18 protein-coding genes and 1 tRNA gene are annotated in these 20,312 nt (G+C 66.8%); 9 read left to right on the forward strand and 10 right to left on the reverse strand.

Annotated features, from left to right (window positions below; translation table 11 throughout):
• Window positions 1-64 precede the first annotated feature (64 nt).
• Entirely contained in the window at window positions 65-742 is a 678-nt protein-coding gene (locus tag KQ305_RS07995) for a class I SAM-dependent methyltransferase (protein WP_259724881.1), read from the reverse strand.
• Between the two features lie 145 nt (window positions 743-887).
• Here KQ305_RS07995 and nrdJ point away from each other — a divergent pair, with 145 nt between their 5' ends.
• Window positions 888-3,245: a ribonucleoside-triphosphate reductase, adenosylcobalamin-dependent gene (gene nrdJ / locus KQ305_RS08000; protein WP_259724882.1), complete on the forward strand. Its 2,358-nt coding sequence runs from the start codon at window positions 888-890 to the stop codon at window positions 3,243-3,245.
• Window positions 3,246-3,330: 85 nt separating this feature from the next.
• Here nrdJ and siaD read toward each other — a convergent pair whose 3' ends face one another.
• From siaD to KQ305_RS08020, 4 genes are all read right to left on the reverse strand, one after another.
• The gene (gene siaD, locus KQ305_RS08005; RefSeq protein ID WP_259724883.1) at window positions 3,331-4,188 is read right to left on the reverse strand and encodes a biofilm regulation diguanylate cyclase SiaD; all 858 of its coding nucleotides are present in this window, start codon (window positions 4,186-4,188) and stop codon (window positions 3,331-3,333) included.
• A 1-nt stretch (window position 4,189) separates the two neighbouring features.
• Complete coding sequence (siaC, locus tag KQ305_RS08010; RefSeq protein WP_259724884.1) at window positions 4,190-4,633, reverse strand: biofilm regulation phosphoprotein SiaC; 444 nt, start codon at window positions 4,631-4,633, stop codon at window positions 4,190-4,192.
• Window positions 4,590-5,138, reverse strand: coding sequence for a biofilm regulation protein kinase SiaB (gene siaB, locus KQ305_RS08015; protein ID WP_259724885.1), 549 nt, complete (start codon window positions 5,136-5,138; stop codon window positions 4,590-4,592). Before siaB ends, siaC begins: the two co-directional genes overlap by 44 nt.
• Window positions 5,139-5,226: 88 nt before the next feature.
• Window positions 5,227-6,510 (reverse strand): SpoIIE family protein phosphatase, encoded by a 1,284-nt coding sequence (locus KQ305_RS08020; protein ID WP_259724886.1) that lies wholly within the window; start codon window positions 6,508-6,510, stop codon window positions 5,227-5,229.
• A gap of 177 nt (window positions 6,511-6,687) precedes the next feature.
• Here KQ305_RS08020 and cax point away from each other — a divergent pair, with 177 nt between their 5' ends.
• From cax to KQ305_RS08035, 3 genes are all read left to right on the forward strand, one after another.
• Entirely contained in the window at window positions 6,688-7,803 is a 1,116-nt protein-coding gene (cax, locus tag KQ305_RS08025; RefSeq protein ID WP_259724887.1) for a calcium/proton exchanger, read from the forward strand.
• Complete coding sequence (locus KQ305_RS08030) at window positions 7,800-8,978, forward strand: pentapeptide repeat-containing protein (protein WP_259724888.1); 1,179 nt, start codon at window positions 7,800-7,802, stop codon at window positions 8,976-8,978. Before cax ends, KQ305_RS08030 begins: the two co-directional genes overlap by 4 nt.
• An 18-nt stretch (window positions 8,979-8,996) precedes the next feature.
• Window positions 8,997-9,081 (forward strand) — tRNA-Ser (locus KQ305_RS08035).
• 44 nt (window positions 9,082-9,125) lie between these two features.
• Here the strand turns inward: KQ305_RS08035 and KQ305_RS08040 are convergent.
• Together KQ305_RS08040 and KQ305_RS08045 are read right to left on the reverse strand one after the other, a co-directional pair.
• Window positions 9,126-11,636, reverse strand: a complete 2,511-nt coding sequence (locus KQ305_RS08040) for a ligase-associated DNA damage response DEXH box helicase (RefSeq protein WP_259724889.1) — start codon at window positions 11,634-11,636, stop codon at window positions 9,126-9,128.
• A 13-nt stretch (window positions 11,637-11,649) separates the two neighbouring features.
• On the reverse strand, window positions 11,650-11,859 hold the full coding sequence (locus KQ305_RS08045) for a DUF350 domain-containing protein (RefSeq protein ID WP_216908808.1): 210 nt from the start codon (window positions 11,857-11,859) through the stop codon (window positions 11,650-11,652).
• Between the two features lie 54 nt (window positions 11,860-11,913).
• Here KQ305_RS08045 and KQ305_RS08050 point away from each other — a divergent pair, with 54 nt between their 5' ends.
• From KQ305_RS08050 to KQ305_RS08065, 4 genes are all read left to right on the forward strand, one after another.
• Window positions 11,914-12,948, forward strand: a complete 1,035-nt coding sequence (locus KQ305_RS08050; protein ID WP_259724890.1) for a hypothetical protein — start codon at window positions 11,914-11,916, stop codon at window positions 12,946-12,948.
• A 1-nt stretch (window position 12,949) separates the two neighbouring features.
• Window positions 12,950-13,183 (forward strand): hypothetical protein, encoded by a 234-nt coding sequence (locus KQ305_RS08055; RefSeq protein ID WP_259724891.1) that lies wholly within the window; start codon window positions 12,950-12,952, stop codon window positions 13,181-13,183.
• Window positions 13,180-14,727, forward strand: a complete 1,548-nt coding sequence (locus KQ305_RS08060; RefSeq protein ID WP_259724892.1) for a polyamine aminopropyltransferase — start codon at window positions 13,180-13,182, stop codon at window positions 14,725-14,727. Before KQ305_RS08055 ends, KQ305_RS08060 begins: the two co-directional genes overlap by 4 nt.
• 62 nt (window positions 14,728-14,789) lie before the next feature.
• The gene (locus KQ305_RS08065; protein WP_259724893.1) at window positions 14,790-15,383 is read left to right on the forward strand and encodes a DUF4178 domain-containing protein; all 594 of its coding nucleotides are present in this window, start codon (window positions 14,790-14,792) and stop codon (window positions 15,381-15,383) included.
• On the opposite strand, the gene KQ305_RS08070 is transcribed toward KQ305_RS08065, so the two are convergent.
• Window positions 15,374-17,038 (reverse strand): ATP-dependent DNA ligase, encoded by a 1,665-nt coding sequence (locus KQ305_RS08070; RefSeq protein WP_259724894.1) that lies wholly within the window; start codon window positions 17,036-17,038, stop codon window positions 15,374-15,376. The two genes, KQ305_RS08065 and KQ305_RS08070, sit on opposite strands and share 10 nt — an antisense overlap.
• 4 nt (window positions 17,039-17,042) lie before the next feature.
• Window positions 17,043-18,092, reverse strand: a complete 1,050-nt coding sequence (locus KQ305_RS08075; protein ID WP_259724895.1) for a ligase-associated DNA damage response exonuclease — start codon at window positions 18,090-18,092, stop codon at window positions 17,043-17,045.
• A 118-nt stretch (window positions 18,093-18,210) separates the two neighbouring features.
• On the opposite strand from KQ305_RS08075, the gene KQ305_RS08080 reads away from it, so the two are divergent.
• Window positions 18,211-19,296: a class I fructose-bisphosphate aldolase gene (locus tag KQ305_RS08080; RefSeq protein ID WP_259724896.1), complete on the forward strand. Its 1,086-nt coding sequence runs from the start codon at window positions 18,211-18,213 to the stop codon at window positions 19,294-19,296.
• Between the two features lie 15 nt (window positions 19,297-19,311).
• Here KQ305_RS08080 and nadA read toward each other — a convergent pair whose 3' ends face one another.
• Entirely contained in the window at window positions 19,312-20,277 is a 966-nt protein-coding gene (nadA, locus tag KQ305_RS08085) for a quinolinate synthase NadA (RefSeq protein WP_399231036.1), read from the reverse strand.
• Between the last annotated feature and the right edge of the window lie 35 nt (window positions 20,278-20,312).

The following is a 20,312-nucleotide window of genomic DNA, read 5'->3' on the forward strand; positions in this document are numbered from 1 at the left end:
CGTGGGGGCGATCAGGAGGTCGCGCCATGGGAAGGCCTGGGGGTTGGGCCCCCCCCTTCGGCGCTCACTCCAGTCTCCCGTGGATCTCCAGGTAGCGGTCCTCCACCTCTTGCACCTCCAGCCCATCCAGCCCGGCGGCCTTGAGTTGTCCCATCACGTCGGCCCGGGTGAAGGCCGCCCGCAGTGAATGGGCGTAGTCCCGCCGCAGCACCTCCGGGGCCGAGGCGGCATGGCGGCACACCAGGGCCTCCAGCTCCGCCAGGGTGGCGGGCCGCCGCAGATCCCTCACATAGAGCTGGGTGCCTGGCGCAGACAACTGCCGCACGCTCCGCCAGAACACGCCTGGCTCATGCAGATGGTGCAGCAGGCTGTTGCTGACCACAGCACTGCAGGGTCCCTGCAGCTGGGGGCTCGGCAGAACCAGTTGCCGGAATCGCAGGCGCCGCATGGCGGTGGGATCTCCGTGTTGCCTCCGCTCGGCGATGGCCAGCATCGCCGCAGAGCCATCGAGGCCCAGCACGCTGGCCCCGGGCCATCGCCCGGCCAGCAGAAAGCTGATGTTGCCGGGACCGCAGCCCAGATCCACAAAGCTCATTCCTTCCCCGTCCCCCTCCCCCCGGGGACCCAGGAGAGCTTCGATCCTTTCGAGCACGGCCCTGTCACCACGCGAGAAATCCGCCGCTGCATAGGCCTCGGCCTGCAGGACGTCCTCCATCAGCTCCGGTTCACAGATCCGCTCCATGGCTCCAGCCCCGTTGTCCACCCCGCCGTGTTCTACCCAGCCGGGGGGCCGTCAGCCGCAGCAGGCACCGTGGCTGGTGGGGGGGTGCCGTTGCAGACCCTACGGGTGGCGTTATGGTTTCCAGCACGCATCGGCCGTACCCACCGTGACCCTGTCCGCCGCCCGTCCAGCCACGTCCGCCGAGGCGGTGATGTCCTCCGCAGGCGACGGGACCCTCACGCCGGCGGCTGATTTTCCGCTGACCGCCCCAGCGGCCTATCCAGTCTTCTACCGCACGTACAGCCGCAAGACCCCAAGTGGTGGTAGGGAGAGCTGGCATGAGGTGGCTGAGCGCAACCTCGAAGGGCTGCGGGTGCTGGGTTCCCTCTCCATGGACGAGGTGGAGCTGATCCGGCGCATGCAGCGCCACCAGATGGCCCTCCCTTCTGGCCGCTGGTTGTGGATCGGGGGCACCGAGTGGATCGAGCAAGCCGAGAACTTCTCCGGTGCCTACAACTGCACCTCCACCAACCTGGTGGATTGGGAAGCCTTCGCCTTGATGATGGATCTGGCGATGATGGGCTGTGGCACCGGCGCCATCATCGAGCCCCATCTGATCAGCCGGCTGCCGAAGGTGCGCAACACCCTCGTCATCGATGCCGTCACAGACATCGGCGTCACCCCGATCGGATCCCGCCAGCAGCAGACCACCCACCAGATCGAGGGTCAGCAGGTCAGCGTGCGGGTGGGTGACACCCGATCCGGCTGGGTGGAGAGCTACAGGCTGCTGCTCAACCTCTGCAGCGATGAGCGTTTCGACGGCCCCGTCCACGTGTCGGTGGATCTTTCTGACGTGCGGCCCGTGGGCGAAACTCTCAAGGGTTTCGGCGGCATGGCCAACCCCGTGAAGCTGCGGGATCTCTACGGCCGCGTCGCCCAGATCCTCAACAAGGCCAAGGGCCGTCAGCTGACTTCAGTGGAGTGCTGCCTGCTGATCGATGAGGCGGCGGTGACGATCGTGGCCGGCAACATTCGCCGTAGCGCCGGCATGCGCCAGTTCTGCGCCGACGATAATTCCGCCCTCGGTGCCAAGGAGAATCTGTGGCAACAGGATGCCCAGGGCCATTGGCGCATCGATCCCGAGCGCGATGCCCTGCGCATGGCCAATCACACGCGGGTGTTCCATGGGCGCCCCAGCCGTGAGGTGGTGTTGGAGGCCGTCAACAAGCAATTCCAGTCGGGTGAGGGAGCCATCCAGTTCGCCCCCGAGGCGATTGCCCGCTCCAACGCCGACCTGCTCACCACTCCCCAGCTGCGCACCGAATTCATCGGCATCTACTGCGACCAGGGCAAGGAAGAGGCTGGACGCTGGTTGCAGCTTCACCATCCGGAGATCGGTGAGGCTGAGCTGGACCATCGTCTCGGCCGCTACGGACTCAATCCCTGCGGTGAGATCCTCGGTGCCGATTTCCACTGCAACCTGGCCGAGATCCACCTCAACCGGATCGATCCCCACGATCACCAGGCCCAGGCGGACGCCTTCAAGGCCGGAGGACTGGCGGTGGCCTGCCTCCTGAACCACCGTTTTGAGGTCGAGCGCTACCGCCAGAGCCGCGCCTGGGATCCGATCGTGGGTGTCAGCTTCACGGGCCTGTTCGATTTCTTCGTGCACGCCTTCGGCACCCCCTGGCTGCGGTGGTGGGAAGCCGGACGCCCCGACACGGAAGAGGGTCGCTCCTTCCGGGCCGAGGAAGAGGCCTACCTCACGCGCTGGAAGCAAAGCGTCCATGATGCGGTGTGGGACTACTGCGATCGCCACGGCATGCGTCGTCCCAACCGCTGCACCACAGTTCAACCGGCCGGTACCAAGAGCCTGCTCACTGGAGCCAGCCCCGGTTGGCATCCCCCCAAGGCCCAGAGGTTCATCCGTCGCATCACCTTCCGCAAGAACGACCCGGTGGCCCTGGCCTGCATGGACTATGGCTACGCCATCGTTCCCTCCCAGTCGGACAAGGATGAGCAGGGACGTCTGCTGAATGATCCCTTTGATCCGCGCTGCACCGAGTGGCTCGTCGAGATCCCCACCGAGGTCAGTTGGGCCAACCTGCCGGGAGCCGATCAGGTGGAGATCAACAACTTCTCCGCCCTGGCCCAGTTCGATTTCTACATGCAGGTGCAACGCCACTTCACCACCCACAACACCTCAGCGACCGTCGAGTTCCGTGAGCATGAAATCGGTGCCCTAGCCACCGCGATCCATCAAGCTATCGAGAATGGTGAGGGATACATCTCAGCCGCTCTTCTTGCCCGGTTTGATGCCAATGCCACCTTCCCCAGATTGCCCTTTGAGCCGATTGATCAGGCCACCTATCATCAGATGGTTGGTGAGGTTGAGCAGCGTCGCCAGTGCGGTGACTTCTTCCTTGCTTTGCAGAAGTATGACCGCGGCGAGCTGATCGAAGCCGGTCCCGCTGGCTGCGACTCTGATAAGTGTCTGCTGCCTCTGGCCAAGCCCGAGAACTGAACGATCTGGATGGTTTCAGATCACTCTCTTCATCGCTTTGCGCTCCCCTCAGGAAGCCTGGGGGAGATTGAAGGGGGAAGAGAAGTTACTCAACACCAGAAACTAGGGCGCTGATCTCCCGATGGGTGAGGGGATCGTCTGGGTCAATCACCATCAACCTGTCACGGCCTGCATTTTTGGCCATGAGCAGGGCTTTGTCGGCACGCCGGAACGTGGCATCGTAGTTCTCATCTGGCTTGTGCTCTGTCAAACCTAGGCTGGCCGTCAGACTCAACTCCATGTCGTCGATGGACACTCGCATGCTGCGAATGTTTGCCAACATTCGCTTGGCCACAATTTCAGCTGTGGAGAGATCGGCATCAATCAGTAAGGCCATGAATTCTTCCCCACCCCATCGGGCAATGATGTCGTAGTGACGCAGGCTGCTGGAGAGGGCCTTGACGAAATCAACCAGCATCATATCGCCGGTAGCATGCCCATAGTCGTCGTTGATCAGTTTGAAGTGATCCACATCAAGAATGATCATCGAATAGGTAGAGCCATGCCTGGAGGCTCTTTGGTCTTCTTCGAGGCACCGTTCCGCCATAAAGCGGCGGTTTGATATCCCCGTCAGAGAATCATGGGTAGAGGCCTCAAAGAGCGAAAGATTCGACTCTTTTAATGAGGCCTGATACAAATCGGAGATCCGCACAACTCGCTTGATCTGGCGCAACTGCTTCTCGTAGCGATTCGTCAGACTGCGGTTGCTTTCGAGCACATGCGATTGGTAAAGATCAGAGATGTCAGCGACTCTCTCCAAACGTTCAACCTGATCTTCAATGCGGTTCCACAAGCGAGCTAGCAGATGACGCACCGGGTCATCATCATACCGACTGTCTGCCAGAATCGCCATGACTTCCTGCTCTAACTGATTATCGGATTTGGGGCAGGACGGGTCAGCCATGTTAGGCGTTGATCGAGAGGATCAAGAATGGGAAAGTGTAATCTTCCTTGAACTCCGCGCCGAGTTCGGCTGAACGAGGATTCCTATCATCGAACATCCACTGCACCAACACTTCCTTGCCACTCTCAAAGGCAGACTGCAACAAGTCGAAAATATCTATCATGAAACGAATGCTGCTCGTATTGAGGTAGTTCAAATGCAACTCCAGTGTCAGGGAATGTTCGGCACTGTTGAGGTAGCTGTCAATCCATTGAATCAGCTGGTCGTAGAGTTCGAACGAATTCTCCGGATAGGACTCGCCACTCATAACCACAACACCCGCCTTCCAATCCGCCCGGATCGAGGGACTTGATTGGGAGCCGGGTACGGAGAGATTGAGTTCTTCGCTGCTACTCATGGGATCAGATGATGGCCCGAAGGCTAAAGAAGGCACGACCGTGCTCAAGGGGATCAAGGGAGGCCTCCATGGGTTGGCTTGAGCGTCTGGCGATCTCGATGAGACCCAGACCTGCTCCCTGCCCGGGGGTCTGGGCGTGGGGCTGGCGCAACTGCTTTTTGTAGAGCTGCTTGAGCTGGGCCTTGTCACAGTCCGCGAGGTCGTGGATCCGTTCCAGTAGGGCCTGACCGTCCCCCATTTCTACGAGGTTACCTGCACACACAGCGTAATGGCCAGCCTCAGCTGCCGCTATGACGACGGTGGCTGAGGATTCGGAATCGCTCAAGCCATGACTTGTTGCATAATTCTTGATATTCTGACTCATTTCGATATAGACACTGAACACATCCATGACCTCCAGTTCGGGAGCGTGATTGGATTCAATGTGTTCTTTCAAAGCTGATCCTATCTCCCCGATCACGGTGGTGGAGATCGGCCCGTTGAAGCAAATGAGGATCTGATGATTGCTGAAAAACTCTCTCAGCGAGATCAGGCTGGTGGTGCTGATGGTCATCGCATCGTGTCCGAAGCGCACATTGGACTTGTCTTGATCAGAGGAGAGCTGGGGCTGCTGTTGTTCAGCGGGGACATCAAGGAACTCCCTAGGAGAAGCGGAAGGATAAGATCGTGATGTCGTCCCGCTGCGGGTACCGTCCGCGGAACTGTTCCAGGGCATCGGCGAGGGCTTGACGCTGCTGCTCCAAGGGCTGCCGGGCCAACTGGATCAGCCATTGCTTGAATTTCTGGGTACCCAGCGAGAAACCGTCTTCGCCGCCCGATTGATCCAGCAATCCATCGGTGGTCAGGTAGTACGTACAGTCAGGCTGCAACGGTACGTCGTGGTCCGTGTAGGCACCAACGCGCTGATCACAGATCGCCCGGTGGTCTCCCCTGAGCATGTGCATGGTGTGCCCATCACTCCAATAGAGACTGATCTTTGCACCAGAGAATCTAAGCGTTCTGGCTTCAAAGTCAAGGCGCACAAGCCCAATGTCCATGCTGGTCGCGATGGACTTGCTCATCCTGGCCCCATGCAGCAGCGTTCGCATGGCGGTATCGGTGCAGCTCAGAATGGCGGCAGGGGAGGTGATGCCCACCTCCATGATGGAGCGATCAATCCCTGCCCTCGCCAGCATGGTCATCATCGCCCCTGACACCCCATGCCCGGCGCAGTCGGCCACGCCTGCAAGGCAATGACCACCTTCGGAGTGGAAGATGTAGTAGTCACCTCCAACTGTGTCTCGGGGCAGCCAGAGGATGAAGTAATTGTTTCCAAACGTTTCCTGGAGCTGGCGATCCGGCAGGATTGATCGCTGCAGCAGGCCGGCGTAGTTGATGGAGGCCTCGATCTGCCGATTGGCTTCCGACAATTGCTGATTGCTGGCTTCCCCAGCAACCAGTGCCTGCCGCATCTTGACGAGCACGACGTTGAAGGCCTGAGCCAGTTTCGAGATTTCGTCGTTGCTTCGGATCGTCAGCAGGCTGGTCATGTCATCACTCTCGATCTCACTGGCTTCGCGGACAAGGCGAGCGATCGGAAGGATGATTCGCCTGGTGATGATCTGGTACGAAATGATCGCCAGGATGACCAGCAGCAGCGTGAGAATCAATGAGACATAGATCTCGGCAGAATGGACGCCGGGAACCATCAGCAGCTGGACGGCCGCGATAACCAGGTACAGAAGAACGAGCCCATTGACAATCGCGATGAGCGTGAAGACCTGCTGGATGGAGGCCACCGTGCGTCTGGATGAGGAGGGATGACTCATCCCCTTGTTGTTGGTCTCACCGTTGGAATTAGGCTCCATGGCGTCAGGCCCCAGGGCTGGGATTTTCATCGCCGGAGGCTTCTTTGAGCCCAAGGCGGCCTGCAGGGTGTCGGGCAATCAGGAGAATGCTGCTCAAGACATTCTGGGCAGAAAGTCCCTGATGCGCAGTCAACAGCACGACGGTGCATGGCGTAAGGCCTGACCAATCTCGTCGAGATCGCGTTGATGGCTGGCTGGGCCATGGACTCACTGGTCACCTGTCGGTCACAATGGGGCTGATCAATCCTCCGCTCCATGCCTGCTCGCCTGCGCATCGCCATCGGCCTGCTGGCGATGCTGCCGGTCGCCGCTGCCGCTGACCGGTTCCATTGGGGGGATGGATTCGTCTTCATTGCCTCCATCCTGTCGATCATTCCACTGGCGATCCTGCTGAGCACCGCCACCGAGGAGCTGTCCCTCACTCTCGGCCCCTCCATCGGGGCCCTGCTCAATGCCCTCTTCGGCAACGCCACCGAACTGATCATTGCCCTGGCGGCCCTGCGGGCCGGCCTGGTGGACATCGTCAAGGCCAGCATCACGGGCACGGTCATGGCCAACCTGTTGCTGGCCCTTGGCCTCTCGATGCTGGTGGGGGGCATCGGCCGCAGTGAGCAGCGTTTCCAGCCGGTGGTGGCCCGGGTCAACGGTTCGGCCATGACCCTGGCCGTGCTCGCGATCCTGATCCCGAGCCTGCGGGGGATGGTGGGCGGCGATGCGGGCGGGTTGGACGCGGGCGCCGCGGAGTCCTTCTCCCTGTTCGTGGCCTGGGTGTTGCTGGCCGTCTACGGCCTGACCCTGCTGTTTTCCCTGGGGACCCACCGCACCCTCTATGCCGTGGCAGAAGCGGACCTGCTCGTGGAGGGAGAGGATCCGGGCCACGACGGTGAAAGCGGCCATCGGCCGCCGTTGCTGCCCTGGGTGGCTGTGCTGCTGGCAGCCACCGTGGGCCTGGCCTATGCCTCCGAGCTGTTCGTGGGCGTCGTGGAGACCGTCACCGAGTCCCTGGGCCTCTCCGCGCTGTTCACTGGTGTGGTGCTGCTCCCCCTGCTGGGCGGCGCTGCCGAATACCTCACCGCGGTGAGCATGGCGCGCAAGGACAAGATGGATCTCGCGGTCTCGGTGGCCATGGGCTCCACCCTGCTGGTGGGGCTGCTGGTGGTGCCGGTACTGCTGCTGGTGGCCCCCCTGCTCGGCCACCCCCTCGATCTCAGCTTCAACGTCTACGAGGTCGTGGCGGTGGCCACGGCCGTGCTGGTGAGCAATCTGGTCAGCCTCGACGGCCGCTCCGACTGGCTCGAAGGTGTGCTCCTGCTGGCGGCCTACGCCATCCTCGCGGCCGGGTTCTTCTTCCAGAGCAGCTCCCTGTCATGAGCCCGAAGCCGGACGATCGCTCCCTTGCCGCTGCTTCCCCGCCCGTTGCGCTGCGGGCCGGTGGCGCCTGGACGCGCTTGCGCCATGGGGCCGGTCTGCAGCTGCTGCTCACACTCTTGATCCTGCTGGCAGCCCTGCTGCTGGGACTGGCCTGGCTGGCCCTGCTTGCCGCCCTGCTGACCGTGGCTCTGGCCCTGCGCCAGCTTCTGCCACCGCTCTGGCAGCTTCTGGTCCGCCACCTCGAAGACCCCCCCACGGTCCGGCTGGTGGCAACCCTGGCACTGGTCCTGGCCCTGCTCTCGATTCCCCTGGCCCTCGGCTGGCTAGACCCACTGCTGGCGATCTACCGCAACGGGGACTGGGAGGCGATCGGTGCCTTCGGCGAGGGGGTGATCGGGGCCGTTGGCTCGATCCTGGTGGCCCTGGTGGCCCTGATGATCGCCTGGCGCCAGGTGATGGTGGATCAGCGGCTCACCACCCAGCAGAACCGCATCACCCAGGCCCAGACGATCGACAGCTTCATCCATGGCATCTCGGAGCTGATCAGCGACGAGGAGGGCCTGCTGGAGGACTGGCCCCTTGAGCGCATGCTGGCGGAGGGACGCCTGGCGGCGGTTTTGAGCAGCATCGATGGCGACGGCAAGGCCAGGATCCTGCGCTTTCTCTCCCACGCCAGGCTGCTCACCCCCCTGCGCCGCGACCAGCGCCTGGGGCGCGCCATCCTCGATGGCGAGGGCAGCTACGAGGAGGACCGACCGAGGGGGGTTCCCGTGATCCGCCTGCAGAGCATGCTCAGGGGTGCCGATCTCGCCGGCACCGACCTGCGCGCCATCGACTTCAATGGCGCCGATCTCTCCGGCGCCGACCTCTCCGGTGCCGATCTAGCCGAAGCCAACATGGCCGCTGTGAATCTCGCCGGTGCCAACCTCCAGGGCGCCTGCCTCCAGGCGACGCGTTTCTTTTACGGAGAGGCGCTGGCGGCTTCCCCGCACCAGGCCCAGCAGTCGCCGGATCACATCGGTGGCGCAGGCACCGGGGCCTTGGTGGAGAACGTCAATCTCTCCGGTGTGCGGCAGCTGGATCCCGACAACCGCGCCTACCTGGCCGCCTGGTGCGGTGTCCGCTCCCGCCAGACCCTGCCCGGAGGCGTCAAGGGGCTCCCCAACCGGCTGTAAGGTCGGGCCGTCCAGCCTGGAGGGGTGGTCGAGTGGTTGATGGCTCCGGTCTTGAAAACCGGCGAATCGCAAGATTCCGTGGGTTCGAATCCCACCCCCTCCGTCTTTCTCTCCACCACCGGCACTGGCCCCAGCGCCTTAAGCGCCTCAGGGCCCCTCGGCGCGCTCCGCCTGTTGCCGCAGCTTCTGGAGCCGCTCCAGCAGCGTTTCATTGCTCATGCGGTTGTTGAGCCGCTCCGCCAGCAAAGGGAAGGCCATCGGACCGGGCCGAGGCAGGTGCCGCTGCAGCCACTCGCTCCCCTGCAGCCGCTGCAGGGTGCTGAGCAGGCGCCCGAGGTCGAGTTGCTCCTCCAGCACTTCGCTCCTGGCCTGGGCCAGCAGCAGGTTGCCGGGTTCATGGCGCTCGAAGACATCGAAGAGCAGGCCGGCGCTGATCTGCAGCTGGCCGCCGGAGCGCGCCTGGCCGGGGTAACCGTTCACCACCAGGCCGCTCACCTGGGCGATGGAACGGAAGCGGCGGCGGCACAACTCCGACAGGTTGACCGCCCGCTCCAGATCCTCCAGCAGGCCTTCAGGATCCAGCAGGGTCTGGCCATGGAGCTCGAGCAGCTCCTCGAAGGGGTAGTCCCGGGCCGCCAGCAGCTCAAAGCCGTAGTCGTTCACCGACACCGTGAAGGTGCCGCGATTGTGGCGGGCCAGCCGCCAGGACCAGAGGAAGCCCAGGCCCTCATGCACGAAGCGGCCTTCGAAGGGAAAGGCGTACAGGTGGCTGCCTTCCCTGGTGTGGCACACCTCCACCAGAAACTGCTGCTGCCGCGGCAGGGCGGAGAGCAGCACCTGGCGCTCCAGCAGCGGTCGCAGGGCCTGCAGTTCGGCGGTGTCGAGCGCGAAACCCTCCTCCCCATCGAGGGCGCGGGCGCAGCGATCCACCTCCTTGCGCAGATGGGCGCTGAGCAGATCGGAGAGGGCCATCTGGCCCCCGCCCCAGGCGGGCACCATGGCGCTGCGGCGCGTCGTGGCCTTGACCATCGCGGTCATCTCCCGCAGCCGCACGAACTCCAGCTGCCGGCCGGCAAAGAAGAACACATCTCCCGGTTTGAGCCGCCCGATGAACACCTCCTCCACGTGGCCCAGCACGGCCCCACGCACGAAGCGCACGGTCACGGCCCGATCGGCGCTGATCGTGCCGATGTTGAGCCGGTGCAGGCGGGCCACGGCCTGCTCCCGCACCACGAAGCGCTGGGATACCCCACCGCCGGCCTCCGGCGGCTCCCGTTCCAGCTTGCGGTAGCGCGGGTAGGCCCCCAGGCAGTCACCACCGTCCTCGAGAAAGCGCAGACACCAGTCCCAGCGGCTCCGCTCCAGCTGGCGGTAGCTCCAGGTGCGGCGCACGGCCTCAAAGGTGGCTTCGGGCTCAAAGCCAGGACCGCAGGCCAGGGAGACCAGATGCTGCAGCAGCACATCGAGCGGTTCCTGGGGCGGGCGGCGGTGTTCCACCAGCCCCTCTCCCAGCCCCCGCCGCATCGCTGACACCTCCAGTAATTCCAGGGCGTTGGTAGGCATGAACAGCACCTGGGCGGTGCCGCCGGGGGCATGGGCCGAACGGCCCGCCCGCTGCAGCAGCCGGGCCAGGTTCTTGGCACTGCCGATCTGCACCACCCGTTCCACCGGCTGGAAGTCGACCCCCAGATCAAGGGAGCTGGTGCAGACCACCCAGCGGATCGCGGCGGCCTTCACCCCCGCCTCGATGGCTTCGCGGGCGGCCCGGTCGATGGCGCTGTGGTGCAGGGCCAGGGAGCCTTCCATCTCCGGGCAGGCGAAGCGCAGGCACTGGTGCCAGCGTTCGGCCTGGTTGCGGGTGTTGGTGAACAGCAGCGTGGAGACATCCGGCTCCATGGCCGCCACCAGCTCCTCGTACATGCGCAGGCCCAGATGGCCGGCCCATGGGAAGCCGTCGATCGTGTCGGGCAGCAGGCTGCGGATCTGGGTGTCCCGGCGGATCCGGGCCGTGATGATGCGCGGCTCGACACCCACGCCCACCGCAGCCCGGGCCGCCTCCTCGAGGTTGCCGATGGTGGCGCTGATCGCCCAGGTGCGCAGGGCCGGACGCTGGCCCCGCAGCCAGCTCAGGCAGAGCTCGCTCTGGGAGCCGCGTTTGCTGCCCATCAGCTCATGCCATTCGTCGATCACGACCGCCTCGAGGTCCGCGAACAGCGCCTCGGCCCTGGGGTTGGCCAGAAGCAACGAGAGGGATTCGGGGGTGGTGATCAGGATCTGCGGCGGTGCCTTCAGCTGCTTGCCGCGTTCATGGCTGCTGGTGTCGCCGTTGCGCAGTCCCACCCGCAGCGGCCAGGCCATGCTGTCGATCGGCTCCCGGATCGCCAGCAGCAGGTCGCGGCTCAGGGCCCGCAGGGGCGTCAGCACCAGCAGGCGCAGTCCGCCATCCGGTCCGGCGCCCCCCTTCTCGGCCAGCATCGCCGCGATCGGCCCCATCACGGCGGCGTAGGTCTTGCCGGAGCCGGTGGGCACCTGGATCAGGCCGCTGGCCCCCTCCAGATAGGCCTGCCAGCATTGCCGCTGGAACGGCATCGGCCGCCAGCCGCGGCGGCAGAACCAGGCCTCGATCGGGCGCAGCGCTGCCGCAAAGGGACGGGTCAAGGGGCGCGGCGGGTCAGGTGGAGAGCACCGCCACCACCACGGCGGCGATGGCCAGGATCACCGCCCCCAGCACCACACCGGCGGCAATGTTGCCGCGGCGGATCTCGGCGCGATAGTCGATCGGGGAAAGTCGATCGAAGAGCAGCAGCCCGAGGTAGATGAGGATGATGCCCAGAAAGGTCCAGCCGACCATCAGCAGCATCTGGAGCAGTGGTTTGACCATCCCCTCGTTTCAACGCCGCCCCCACCGTAGGGATCCACAGGAGGCCAGCCGCTGATGGGGTCGTCATCCCTGGGCGGGCGGCGGGATCCGGCCGTGTTGCTCTGGCCCCTGGCCAGCCTGCTGCTGCCGCTGCTGCCCCTGATGGTGCTGCTGGTGTCGGCCTTGGAGTGGCCTCGCCGGCTGGTGATGGTGGTGCCCGAGGGTCAGCGGGTGCTGAGTGCCCCCTTCGAGCTGCAGGACGGCTGGCTGGGCAGCCCCCGGCTGGCGCTGACGGCCGAGATACCTCCCAACAGCACGATCGAGCTGGATGTGGCCCTCCTCGATGGGAACGGCCGCACCGTACTGACTCTCACCAAGGACGGATGGCGGGCCAGTGGCACCTGGGCCGAGGAGGGGGAGAGCGGCACCTGGGAGGAAGACGATGCGGGACTGGCGCTGGCCATGCGGCCCGGGCAGAGCGGTCGCTTCCAGCTGGCCGTGCAGCTGCAGGATCTGCTCGATGAAGCGGGCCAACCTCTGCCCAACCCGGTTGTCGTGCGCGGCAGCGTCAGCAACCACAGCGTCGATGCTCCCCTGTTGTGGTTCACCGCTTTGCTGACGCTGGCGTTGGCGCAGGTGCTGCTGCTGGCCTGCTACGGCGTCAGCCGGGGCCGCTGGGTCCAGCGCAGCCAGCAGGCCAGTGCCGCGATCCGTTGTGAGGCCGGTGGCCCTGGACTGCTCCGGTTGGTTGTGGTGGCGCGTTGGGAGTTGCCCCACGACAATCCACCCCTGGGGCAGCCCCCAGACCCGGCGGCCCTGGAGCTGCGGGTGAGCGATGCCCAGGGGCGCATCCGCCTGCAGCATCGGGAGATGGTGGCGGTGGCCCACCGCTCCAATGATGGCGACCACTGGTTGTCCGTTCGCCACACCCTGCACCTGCGGCTTCCGGAGCGCGGCAGCTACCGCTTCCGGCTGCAGCTGCCGGAGGAGTTCCGCGTTGATGGCGACACCTGGGACATCGAATGGCTGCAGCTCAGCGTCGAGGACGGTCGGATGACCGCCTGGCCGGTGTCCGTTCTGCCCCTGGATGGGGCGGTGGAGGGCCGCTGAGATGGCCGATGAACGCGGGGTGATGCTGGTGCTCGCCGTGGCGGTGGTCGCCATCGGCACCGTCACGGCCGTGACCCGCCCCGGCCTCTGGCGCCTTGGCCAGGACGGCACCCCCGCCGCCGGCAGCGGTGTGCGCTACGGCGGCAGCTACCGGGCCGGGCGGTGGGTGGCGGCCCCCCCCCGCCGGCAGGATTGGTCCGGCTTCCAGGGGCGTGGACCGGGCTCAGCCAAATGACGCCTCGGCGCTTAGCGGCCCTGACGCCTCTACAGGTCAGGGTGCTGCTGGCGGCGGCGGCCCTGTCCTCAAGTGTCAGCCTGGTGCTGGAACTGATGTTGGCCACCCAGGCCAGCTACCTGCTGGGCGACCACGCCCTGGCCACCGGCGTCGTGATCGGCACGTTCCTGGCCGCCATGGGACTGGGCGCCTGGTTGAGCCAGTTCCTGGCCGCTGGCCCCGAGCCCGGCTTCGCCCTGCTGCAGTGGTTTCTGGCCGTGGAACTGGCCCTGGCGCCCCTGTGCCTGCTGGCGCCCCTGGCCCTGTTCGCCCTCTTCCGGCTGGGCGGTCCGGTGTGGCTGGGCCTGGTGATCTGCACCGTTCTGGTGGGGGTGCTCGGTGGCATGGAGGTGCCGCTGCTGACCCGGCTGCTGGAGTGCGGTCAGCAGCTGCGGGTGGCTCTGGCACGGGTGCTGGCCCTCGACTACCTGGGTGCCTTGGTGGGGGCCCTGCTCTTCCCCCTGGTGCTGCTCCCCTGGCTTGGTTTGCTGCCCACCGCCGGCCTGCTGGCCCTGGTGCCCCTGGCCAGTTGCGTGGCCATCGCTGCCGTCTTCCCTGTGGGGCGCCGCTGGCGCAGCTCGATCGCCGTGGCCTTTCCAGTGATCGCCCTGGCCGGCTGGGGGCTCGTTCCCCTGGGGGACCGGATTGAGGATGGCCTCTACGACGATCCGGTGGTGAGCCGTCTCCAGAGCCGCCACCAGCGCATTGTGCTCACCCGCCGCCGCGACGACCTGCGCCTGTTCCTCGACGGTCAGCTGCAGTTCTCGAGCCTCGACGAATACCGCTATCACGAGGCCCTGGTGCATCCGGCGATGGCGTTGCAGGGCCGGCCGCAGCGGGTGCTGCTGCTGGGGGCCGGCGATGGCCTGGCCCTGCGGGAGGTGCTGCGCTGGCCCGCGGTGCGGCAGGTGGATGTGGTGGAACTTGACCCGGCCATGGTGCGCCTGGCGAGGGAGCAACCGTTCCTGCGGCGCCTCAACGGCGCCAGCCTGGAGGACCGGCGGGTGCGGCTCCTGATCGGCGATGCCTTCGAGCGGGTGCGGCAGCTGCGGGGCACCTACGACGTGATCATCGCCGACTTCCCCGACCCGGCGACGCCGCCGCTGGCGCGTCTCTACAGCGTCACCTTCTACGGGCGCCTGCTGCGGCGTCTGGCCCCCGACGGGATGCTGGTCACCCAGGCCTCGACGCCCTTCTTCAGCCCCAAGGTGCTGGCCTCAATCCAGGCCACCCTGGCCGAGCTGAACCTGGCCACAAAGCCCTACGGCGTGGACGTGCCCAGCTTCGGCCCCTGGGGTTTCGTGCTGGCCCATCGGGGCCAGCCGCGGCCGCCCCGGGGGGTGCTCCCCTTCCAGGGCCGCTGGATCGACCAGGGGCAGCTGGACCGGCTCTTCCCCCTGAGCCGGGATCTGGCCCTGCCACCGGGAGAGCGGGTGTTGCCCAACCGCCTGCACCGGCCCGTGCTGGCCGACTACCAGCGCCAAGGGCGCTGGCGGGAGAACTGATCAGTGCCTGCGTCCATAAGCTGAGCCAGCCGGCCTCGATGGTCCGGCCACCGAGCACAACGATGGCTGTCTGGTTCCTTCTGCCCCTGCTGCTGCTGGCCGCCGTTGCCCTGCTGCTGCTGCGGCGCTCGCGCCTGCGCCGCCAGGCGCCCAAGCTCCTGGGCCGCACCCTGTTCAACCTGACCACCGGCGACATCGTCCAGTACGACGGCCGCGACTGGGTGGTGGAGGACCGGCTCCTTTACGACGACGCCGGCTTCCAGTGGCTGGAGTACCTGCTGCGGGACGGCGGCGATGGCCGTTGGCTCAGCGTCTGCGAGGACGACTGGCTGGAGGTGAGCTGGCTGGAGGACGCCCCGGCCACGGAGCTGGAGGGTCTGACCGCCGACTTCCCCGATCACCTGCGCTGTCGCGGCCAGCTGTATCAACTCAAGGAAACGGGCCGGGCCTCGGTGAGCGCCGCCGCCCGGGTGATGAACCGGCGCATGCAGGGCTGTCGCTTCGGCGATTACGAGGGGGAGGAGGGCCGCGTGCTCTCGCTGGAGCGCTGGGCGGAAGGGGACGATCCTGGCCAGCCGGAGCTCAGCCTGGGCCGGCGCATCGACCCGGCCGCCCCGGTGCTGCTTCCCGGCGATGGACGCACGGTCTATCGCTGAGCAGTTGATCGCTGAGCAGCTGGATCCTCCAGCAGGGCCAGGGCACTGCTGAGGCTGTCGGCCGATTCGGGGGTGCGGTCGCGACGCCAGCGCAGGATGCGTGGGAAGCGCACGGCCAGGCCGCTGCGGTGGCGGCTGGAGCGTTGCAGGCCCTCGAAGCCCAGGGTGAAGACCTGCAGCGGATCGACGGCCCGCACCGGGCCAAAGCGCTCGGTGGTGTGGCGGCGGATCCAGCGGTCCAGCTCGTTGATCTCGCTGTTGTCGAGCCCCGAATAGGCCTTGGCAAAAGTGACCAGATGGCCGTCCCCATCCCAGAGACCAAAGGTGTAATCGGTGTAGAGGTTGGCGCGGCGGCCGCTGCCGGCCTGGGCGTAGAGCAGCACCGCATCGAGCTCCATCGGCTCCAGCTTGTGTTTCCACCACAGCCCGCGGCGCCGTCCGACGCCATAGGCCGAATCGAGGGCCTTGAGCATCAGCCCCTCGGCGCCCACTGAGCGGGCCTGCTGCCGCAGCGCTTGCAGCTCGTCCCAGCTCCCCAGCGGCAGCACCGGGGAGAGGCGCAGGAGCCCGGCGGCGGGGGTGGCAACCGCCTCCTGCAGCTCCTGCACCAGAGCCTCCAGGGCGGTGCGGCGTTGGCTCAAGGGCTCGGGCCGCAGGTCCTGTGCCCCCCTTTCCAGCAGGTCGTAGGCAATGAAGGCCGCTGGGCACTCCCGCAGCAGGGCGGCACCGGGCTTCTGGCGCCCCAGCCGCCGCTGCAGGGGGCCGAAACCGGCGGGTTGGGGCGCCTGCGCCAGCCAGACGGTGAGCTCCCCATCCAGCACCGTGCCCGGCTCCAGCCGCTCGGCCATTCCCTCCAGCTCGGGGAAGCTGGCATTGATCAGCTCCTCGCCGCGGCTCCAGAGGAAGGTCTGGCCGCTGCGCCGGATCAGCTGGGCCCGGATTCCGTCCCACTTCCACTCCACCTGCCAGCCGGCGGGGTCGGTGGCGGCCAGGTGCTCCGGCTCCAGCGGCGAGGCCAGGCAGAAGGGATAGGGACGGCTGATCGGGGCGGCCGCGCCGTCCTCGATGGGCGCCAGCAGGGCCTCCATCGCCGCGGCGGAGGGGTCGAATCCGCCCATCAGCCGATGGGCCAGCTCCGCCTCCTCCAGCCCTGACACCTGGGCCAGCGCCCTGGTGACCAGGCCAGCGGCCACGCCCACCCGGAAGCCGCCGGTGAGCAGCTTGTTGAACAGGAAGCACTGGCCGTCCGGCAGGGCCGCCCAGATCGCCAGCACCGCCTCTGCCTGCGCCTCAGACTCCAGAGCGGCCAGGGCCGGCAGCCGCGTTTCCATCCATGTGGCCAGGGACAGCTCCAGGGGTGGGGCCGGCGGCAGGGCCAGTTCGGGGAGCAACAGGGCAATGGTCTCGGCCGAGTCCCCCACCTGGGCGTGGCAGGAGTCGAACAACCACTCCGGCAGCCCCGAGCGTTCCAGGCAGATCTGCCGCAGCCGCCGGCCTGTGATCAGCCGCCGCCGCCGCTTGCCCAGCAACAGGGCCAGGGCCCAGGCGCCATCGGCCGCCTCGGCCGCCTGGAGATGGGTCGCCAGCGCCGTCACCCGGTCTTTCGTTCCGGCACTGCGCTCCAGCTGCTGGATGAGGTCGGCGAAGGCCTGCATCGGCTCAGGCCACAGAGGGCGCTGCCGCCCCTTCCAGCTCACCCTCCTCGCTCCGCTGCCCCACGAACGCCCGCCCCAGCGGCTCCGCCGCCAGGCCTCGCTCCTCCCGCAGAAAACGGGCCAGTCCGTCGCTGTTGCCGTGGGTGACGTACACCTGGCGGGCACCGCAGTCGTGGACGCTGCGCAGCAGGCCGTCCCAGTCGGCGTGGTCGCTGAGGGCGAATCCCCGCTCGAAGCCCCGCCGCCGCCTGGCTCCCCGCACCGCCATCCAGCCGCTGACGAAGGCCGTCTGGGGAGCCTTGAACCGCTTCATCCAGGGGGAGCGATGGGCCGAAGGCGGTGCGATCACCAGGCGCCCCGCCAGCGATTCGCCGCGGGGGAGTTCGCTCAGCGGCCGCGTCGGGGGCAGTACAACCCCTGCGCTCCTGTAGGGCGCCATCAGCGTCTGCACCGCCCCGTGCAGCAGCACCTCCTCCTCCACCCCCAGGGCGGCCAGTTCCGCCAACAGCCGCTGGGCCTTACCGAAGGCATAGGCGAACAGCAGCGAGGGTCGCTGGGGGGCCTCGCGCCACCAGGACAGGATCTCGGCGGCCACCTGCCTGCCGGGTCGCCAGCGGTAGATCGGCAGCCCGAAGGTGGCCTCGGTGATCAGCACATCGGCGGTCACCGGCTCAAACGGGGCGCAGCTGGGGTCGTCATCCCGCTTGTAGTCCCCACTGATCAGCCAGGTCTCGTCGCCTGCCGTGATCCGGATCTGGGCCGAGCCCAGCACGTGCCCGGCGGAATGGAACGACACCAGCGCCTCGCCGAGGCGCAACTCCTCGCCGTAGCCCACCCCCGTCAGGGCAATGCCGGACCCCAGCCGTTGCCGCAACACGCCTTCGCCGCTCCGCACCGCCCAGTACGCGCCGCAGCCCGGTCGGGCGTGGTCGGCGTGGCCGTGGGTGATCAGGGCCCGGCTCACCGGCCGCCAGGGATCGATCCAGGCGTCTGCGGCTGGGCAGTAGAGCCCCTGGGGGGTGAGTTGGATCAGGCCGTCGCCCGGCAGGGCCATGGTGCGCGCAGGCTGCGATGGCGCCGCTGACGGGGAAGGCCCGCATCCTGGCGAGCCAGGCCCGTTGACGGCGGGGGCGCGCCCCCTTAGCCATGGGTCAGGCATCTCCACGGGCCCCATGACACTCGACACCCACCGCGAGGAACTGGAGGCCACCGCCATCGCCCTGGCCCGGCCGGGCACCGGCCTGCTGGCGGCCGATGAATCCACCGGCACCATCGGCAAGCGCTTCGAGGCGATCGGGCTGGCGAACAGCGAGGACAACCGCCGTGCTTACCGCACCCTGCTGGCCACGGCCCCCGGCCTCGGCGAGACGATCAGCGGCGTGATCCTCTACGAGGAAACTCTGTTTCAGGAGGTCGCCGCCCTTCCGGGCCAGTCGGGGGGATCGATCCTCGAGCTCTTCCAGGCCCAGGGGCTGGTGGCTGGGATCAAGCTGGATCTGGGCGTGGAGCCCCTGGCGGGAGGCCTGCCCGGCGAGACCTGGTGCACCGGACTGCAGGGGCTGCGGGAGCGGGCGGCCCGCGCCTATGCCCAGGGTGCCCGCTTCGCCAAATGGCGGGCGGTGCTGCGCATCAGCGCCGATGGCTGCCCCTCGGAGCTGTGCGTGCGCGAGAACGCCTGGGGGCTGGCCCGCTACGCCCGCACCGCCCAGGAGGAGGGACTGGTGCCCATCGTGGAGCCGGAGATTCTGATGGATGGCGACCACGACATCCTCACGACTGCGGCGGTGCAGGAGTGGGTGTTGCGCAGCGTCTACGAGGCCCTGGGCCAGAACGGGGTGTTTCTGGAGGGCACCCTGCTCAAACCGTCGATGACCCTCCCCGGCGCCGACGGCCCCGAGCGTCCCACCCCCGAGCAGGTGGCCGACTTCACCGTGCGCACCCTGCGGCGCAGCGTGCCGCCGGCCGTGCCGGCGATCCTGTTCCTCTCAGGCGGCCTGGGTGAGGAGGAGGCCAGCGTGTTCCTTTCGGCGATCCACCACGCCGCCCACGACGCCCCCTGGCACCTGGGCTTCTCCTATGGCCGGGCCCTGCAGCACTCCTGCCTCAGCCACTGGCAGGGAACCGATACGGCGGCGGGTCAGGCGGCCCTGCTGGCCCGCGCCCGGGCCAATGGGGCGGCCGCCCGCGGGACCTACCTGGCCGGGTCCGAACCCTCCGATGACGCCGCCTCTCTGTTTGTGGCCAACTACAGCTATTGAGGCAGAAGCCGTACCTCAGGCACTCATCGCCAACATGCGCTCGATCGGCACCAGGGCCTGGCGGCGGATGTCCTCGTCGAGTTCGAGGGCCGGCGCCATGGTCTCCAGGCACTGCCACAGCTTCTCCAGCGTGTTCAGCCGCATGTAGGGGCAGGCGTTGCAGCTGCAGCCATCGGCCCCGGGGACCTCGTAGAGGGTCTTGCTGGGGGAGCGGCGTCGCATCTGATACAGGATGCCTGGCTCTGTGAGCACGATGAAGGAGGGGGCGGCACTGGTTTCAGTGCGCTGCAGGAGCTTGCTGGTGGAGCCGATGAAGTCGGCCAGATCCAGCAGATGCTGCTGACACTCCGGATGGGCGATCACCTCGGCTTCGGGGTGTTCCAGGCGCAGCCGCAACAGGGCCTGCTCACTGAAGGTTTCGTGGACGATGCAACTGCCCGGCCAGAGGGTCAGCTCCCGGCCGCTTTCTCGGGCCACCCAGCGACCCAGGTTCTGGTCGGGGGCGAACAGGATCGGGCGATCGGCCGGCAGCTGCTGCACCAGCTGCACGGCGTTGCTGCTGGTGCAGATCAGGTCGCTCTGGGCCTTCACGGCCGCAGAGCAGTTGATGTAGCTCACCACGATGTGCTCCGGGTGCCGGCGGCGGAAGTCGGCGAAGGCGTCTGCAGGACAGGCATCGGCCAGGCTGCAACCGGCCTCCAGATCGGGCAGCAGCACGGTCTTGCCCGGGTTGAGGATCTTGGCGGTCTCGGCCATGAAGTGAACGCCACAGAAGACGATCACCTCGGCTTCTGTGCTGGCCGCCCTGCGGGAGAGCTCGAGGGAATCGCCGATGAAATCGGCGCTGTCCTGGATGGCGTCGTCCTGGTAATAGTGGGCCAGGATGATGGCCCTGCGCTCCTTCTTGAGCGTTTGGATCGCGGCAGCCAGGTCCGCCGGGTCAGCCAGATTCCGGCCAATCTCTGGGGGTGTCTGGGTCAGCGTCTGCGTGAAGACCAACCGATGCCCCGTCCCAT

This window comes from Synechococcus sp. CS-1332, from assembly GCF_025127995.1.
Lineage (GTDB): Bacteria > Cyanobacteriota > Cyanobacteriia > PCC-6307 > Cyanobiaceae > Cyanobium.

What these genes read in the sequence shown, in the direction of transcription:
- KQ305_RS07995 (WP_259724881.1), bottom strand. Translation starts at nt 742, where the DNA reads ATGGAGCGGATCTGTGAACCGGAGCTGATGGAGGACGTCCTGCAGGCC.
- siaD (WP_259724883.1), bottom strand. Translation starts at nt 4,188, where the DNA reads ATGGCTGACCCGTCCTGCCCCAAATCCGATAATCAGTTAGAGCAGGAA.
- siaB (WP_259724885.1), bottom strand. Translation starts at nt 5,138, where the DNA reads ATGACCATCAGCACCACCAGCCTGATCTCGCTGAGAGAGTTTTTCAGC.
- cax (WP_259724887.1), top strand. Translation starts at nt 6,688, where the DNA reads ATGCCTGCTCGCCTGCGCATCGCCATCGGCCTGCTGGCGATGCTGCCG.
- KQ305_RS08030 (WP_259724888.1), top strand. Translation starts at nt 7,800, where the DNA reads ATGAGCCCGAAGCCGGACGATCGCTCCCTTGCCGCTGCTTCCCCGCCC.
- KQ305_RS08045 (WP_216908808.1), bottom strand. Translation starts at nt 11,859, where the DNA reads ATGGTCAAACCACTGCTCCAGATGCTGCTGATGGTCGGCTGGACCTTT.
- KQ305_RS08050 (WP_259724890.1), top strand. Translation starts at nt 11,914, where the DNA reads ATGGGGTCGTCATCCCTGGGCGGGCGGCGGGATCCGGCCGTGTTGCTC.
- KQ305_RS08055 (WP_259724891.1), top strand. Translation starts at nt 12,950, where the DNA reads ATGGCCGATGAACGCGGGGTGATGCTGGTGCTCGCCGTGGCGGTGGTC.
- KQ305_RS08060 (WP_259724892.1), top strand. Translation starts at nt 13,180, where the DNA reads ATGACGCCTCGGCGCTTAGCGGCCCTGACGCCTCTACAGGTCAGGGTG.
- KQ305_RS08065 (WP_259724893.1), top strand. Translation starts at nt 14,790, where the DNA reads ATGGCTGTCTGGTTCCTTCTGCCCCTGCTGCTGCTGGCCGCCGTTGCC.
- KQ305_RS08070 (WP_259724894.1), bottom strand. Translation starts at nt 17,038, where the DNA reads ATGCAGGCCTTCGCCGACCTCATCCAGCAGCTGGAGCGCAGTGCCGGA.
- KQ305_RS08075 (WP_259724895.1), bottom strand. Translation starts at nt 18,092, where the DNA reads ATGGCCCTGCCGGGCGACGGCCTGATCCAACTCACCCCCCAGGGGCTC.
- KQ305_RS08080 (WP_259724896.1), top strand. Translation starts at nt 18,211, where the DNA reads ATGACACTCGACACCCACCGCGAGGAACTGGAGGCCACCGCCATCGCC.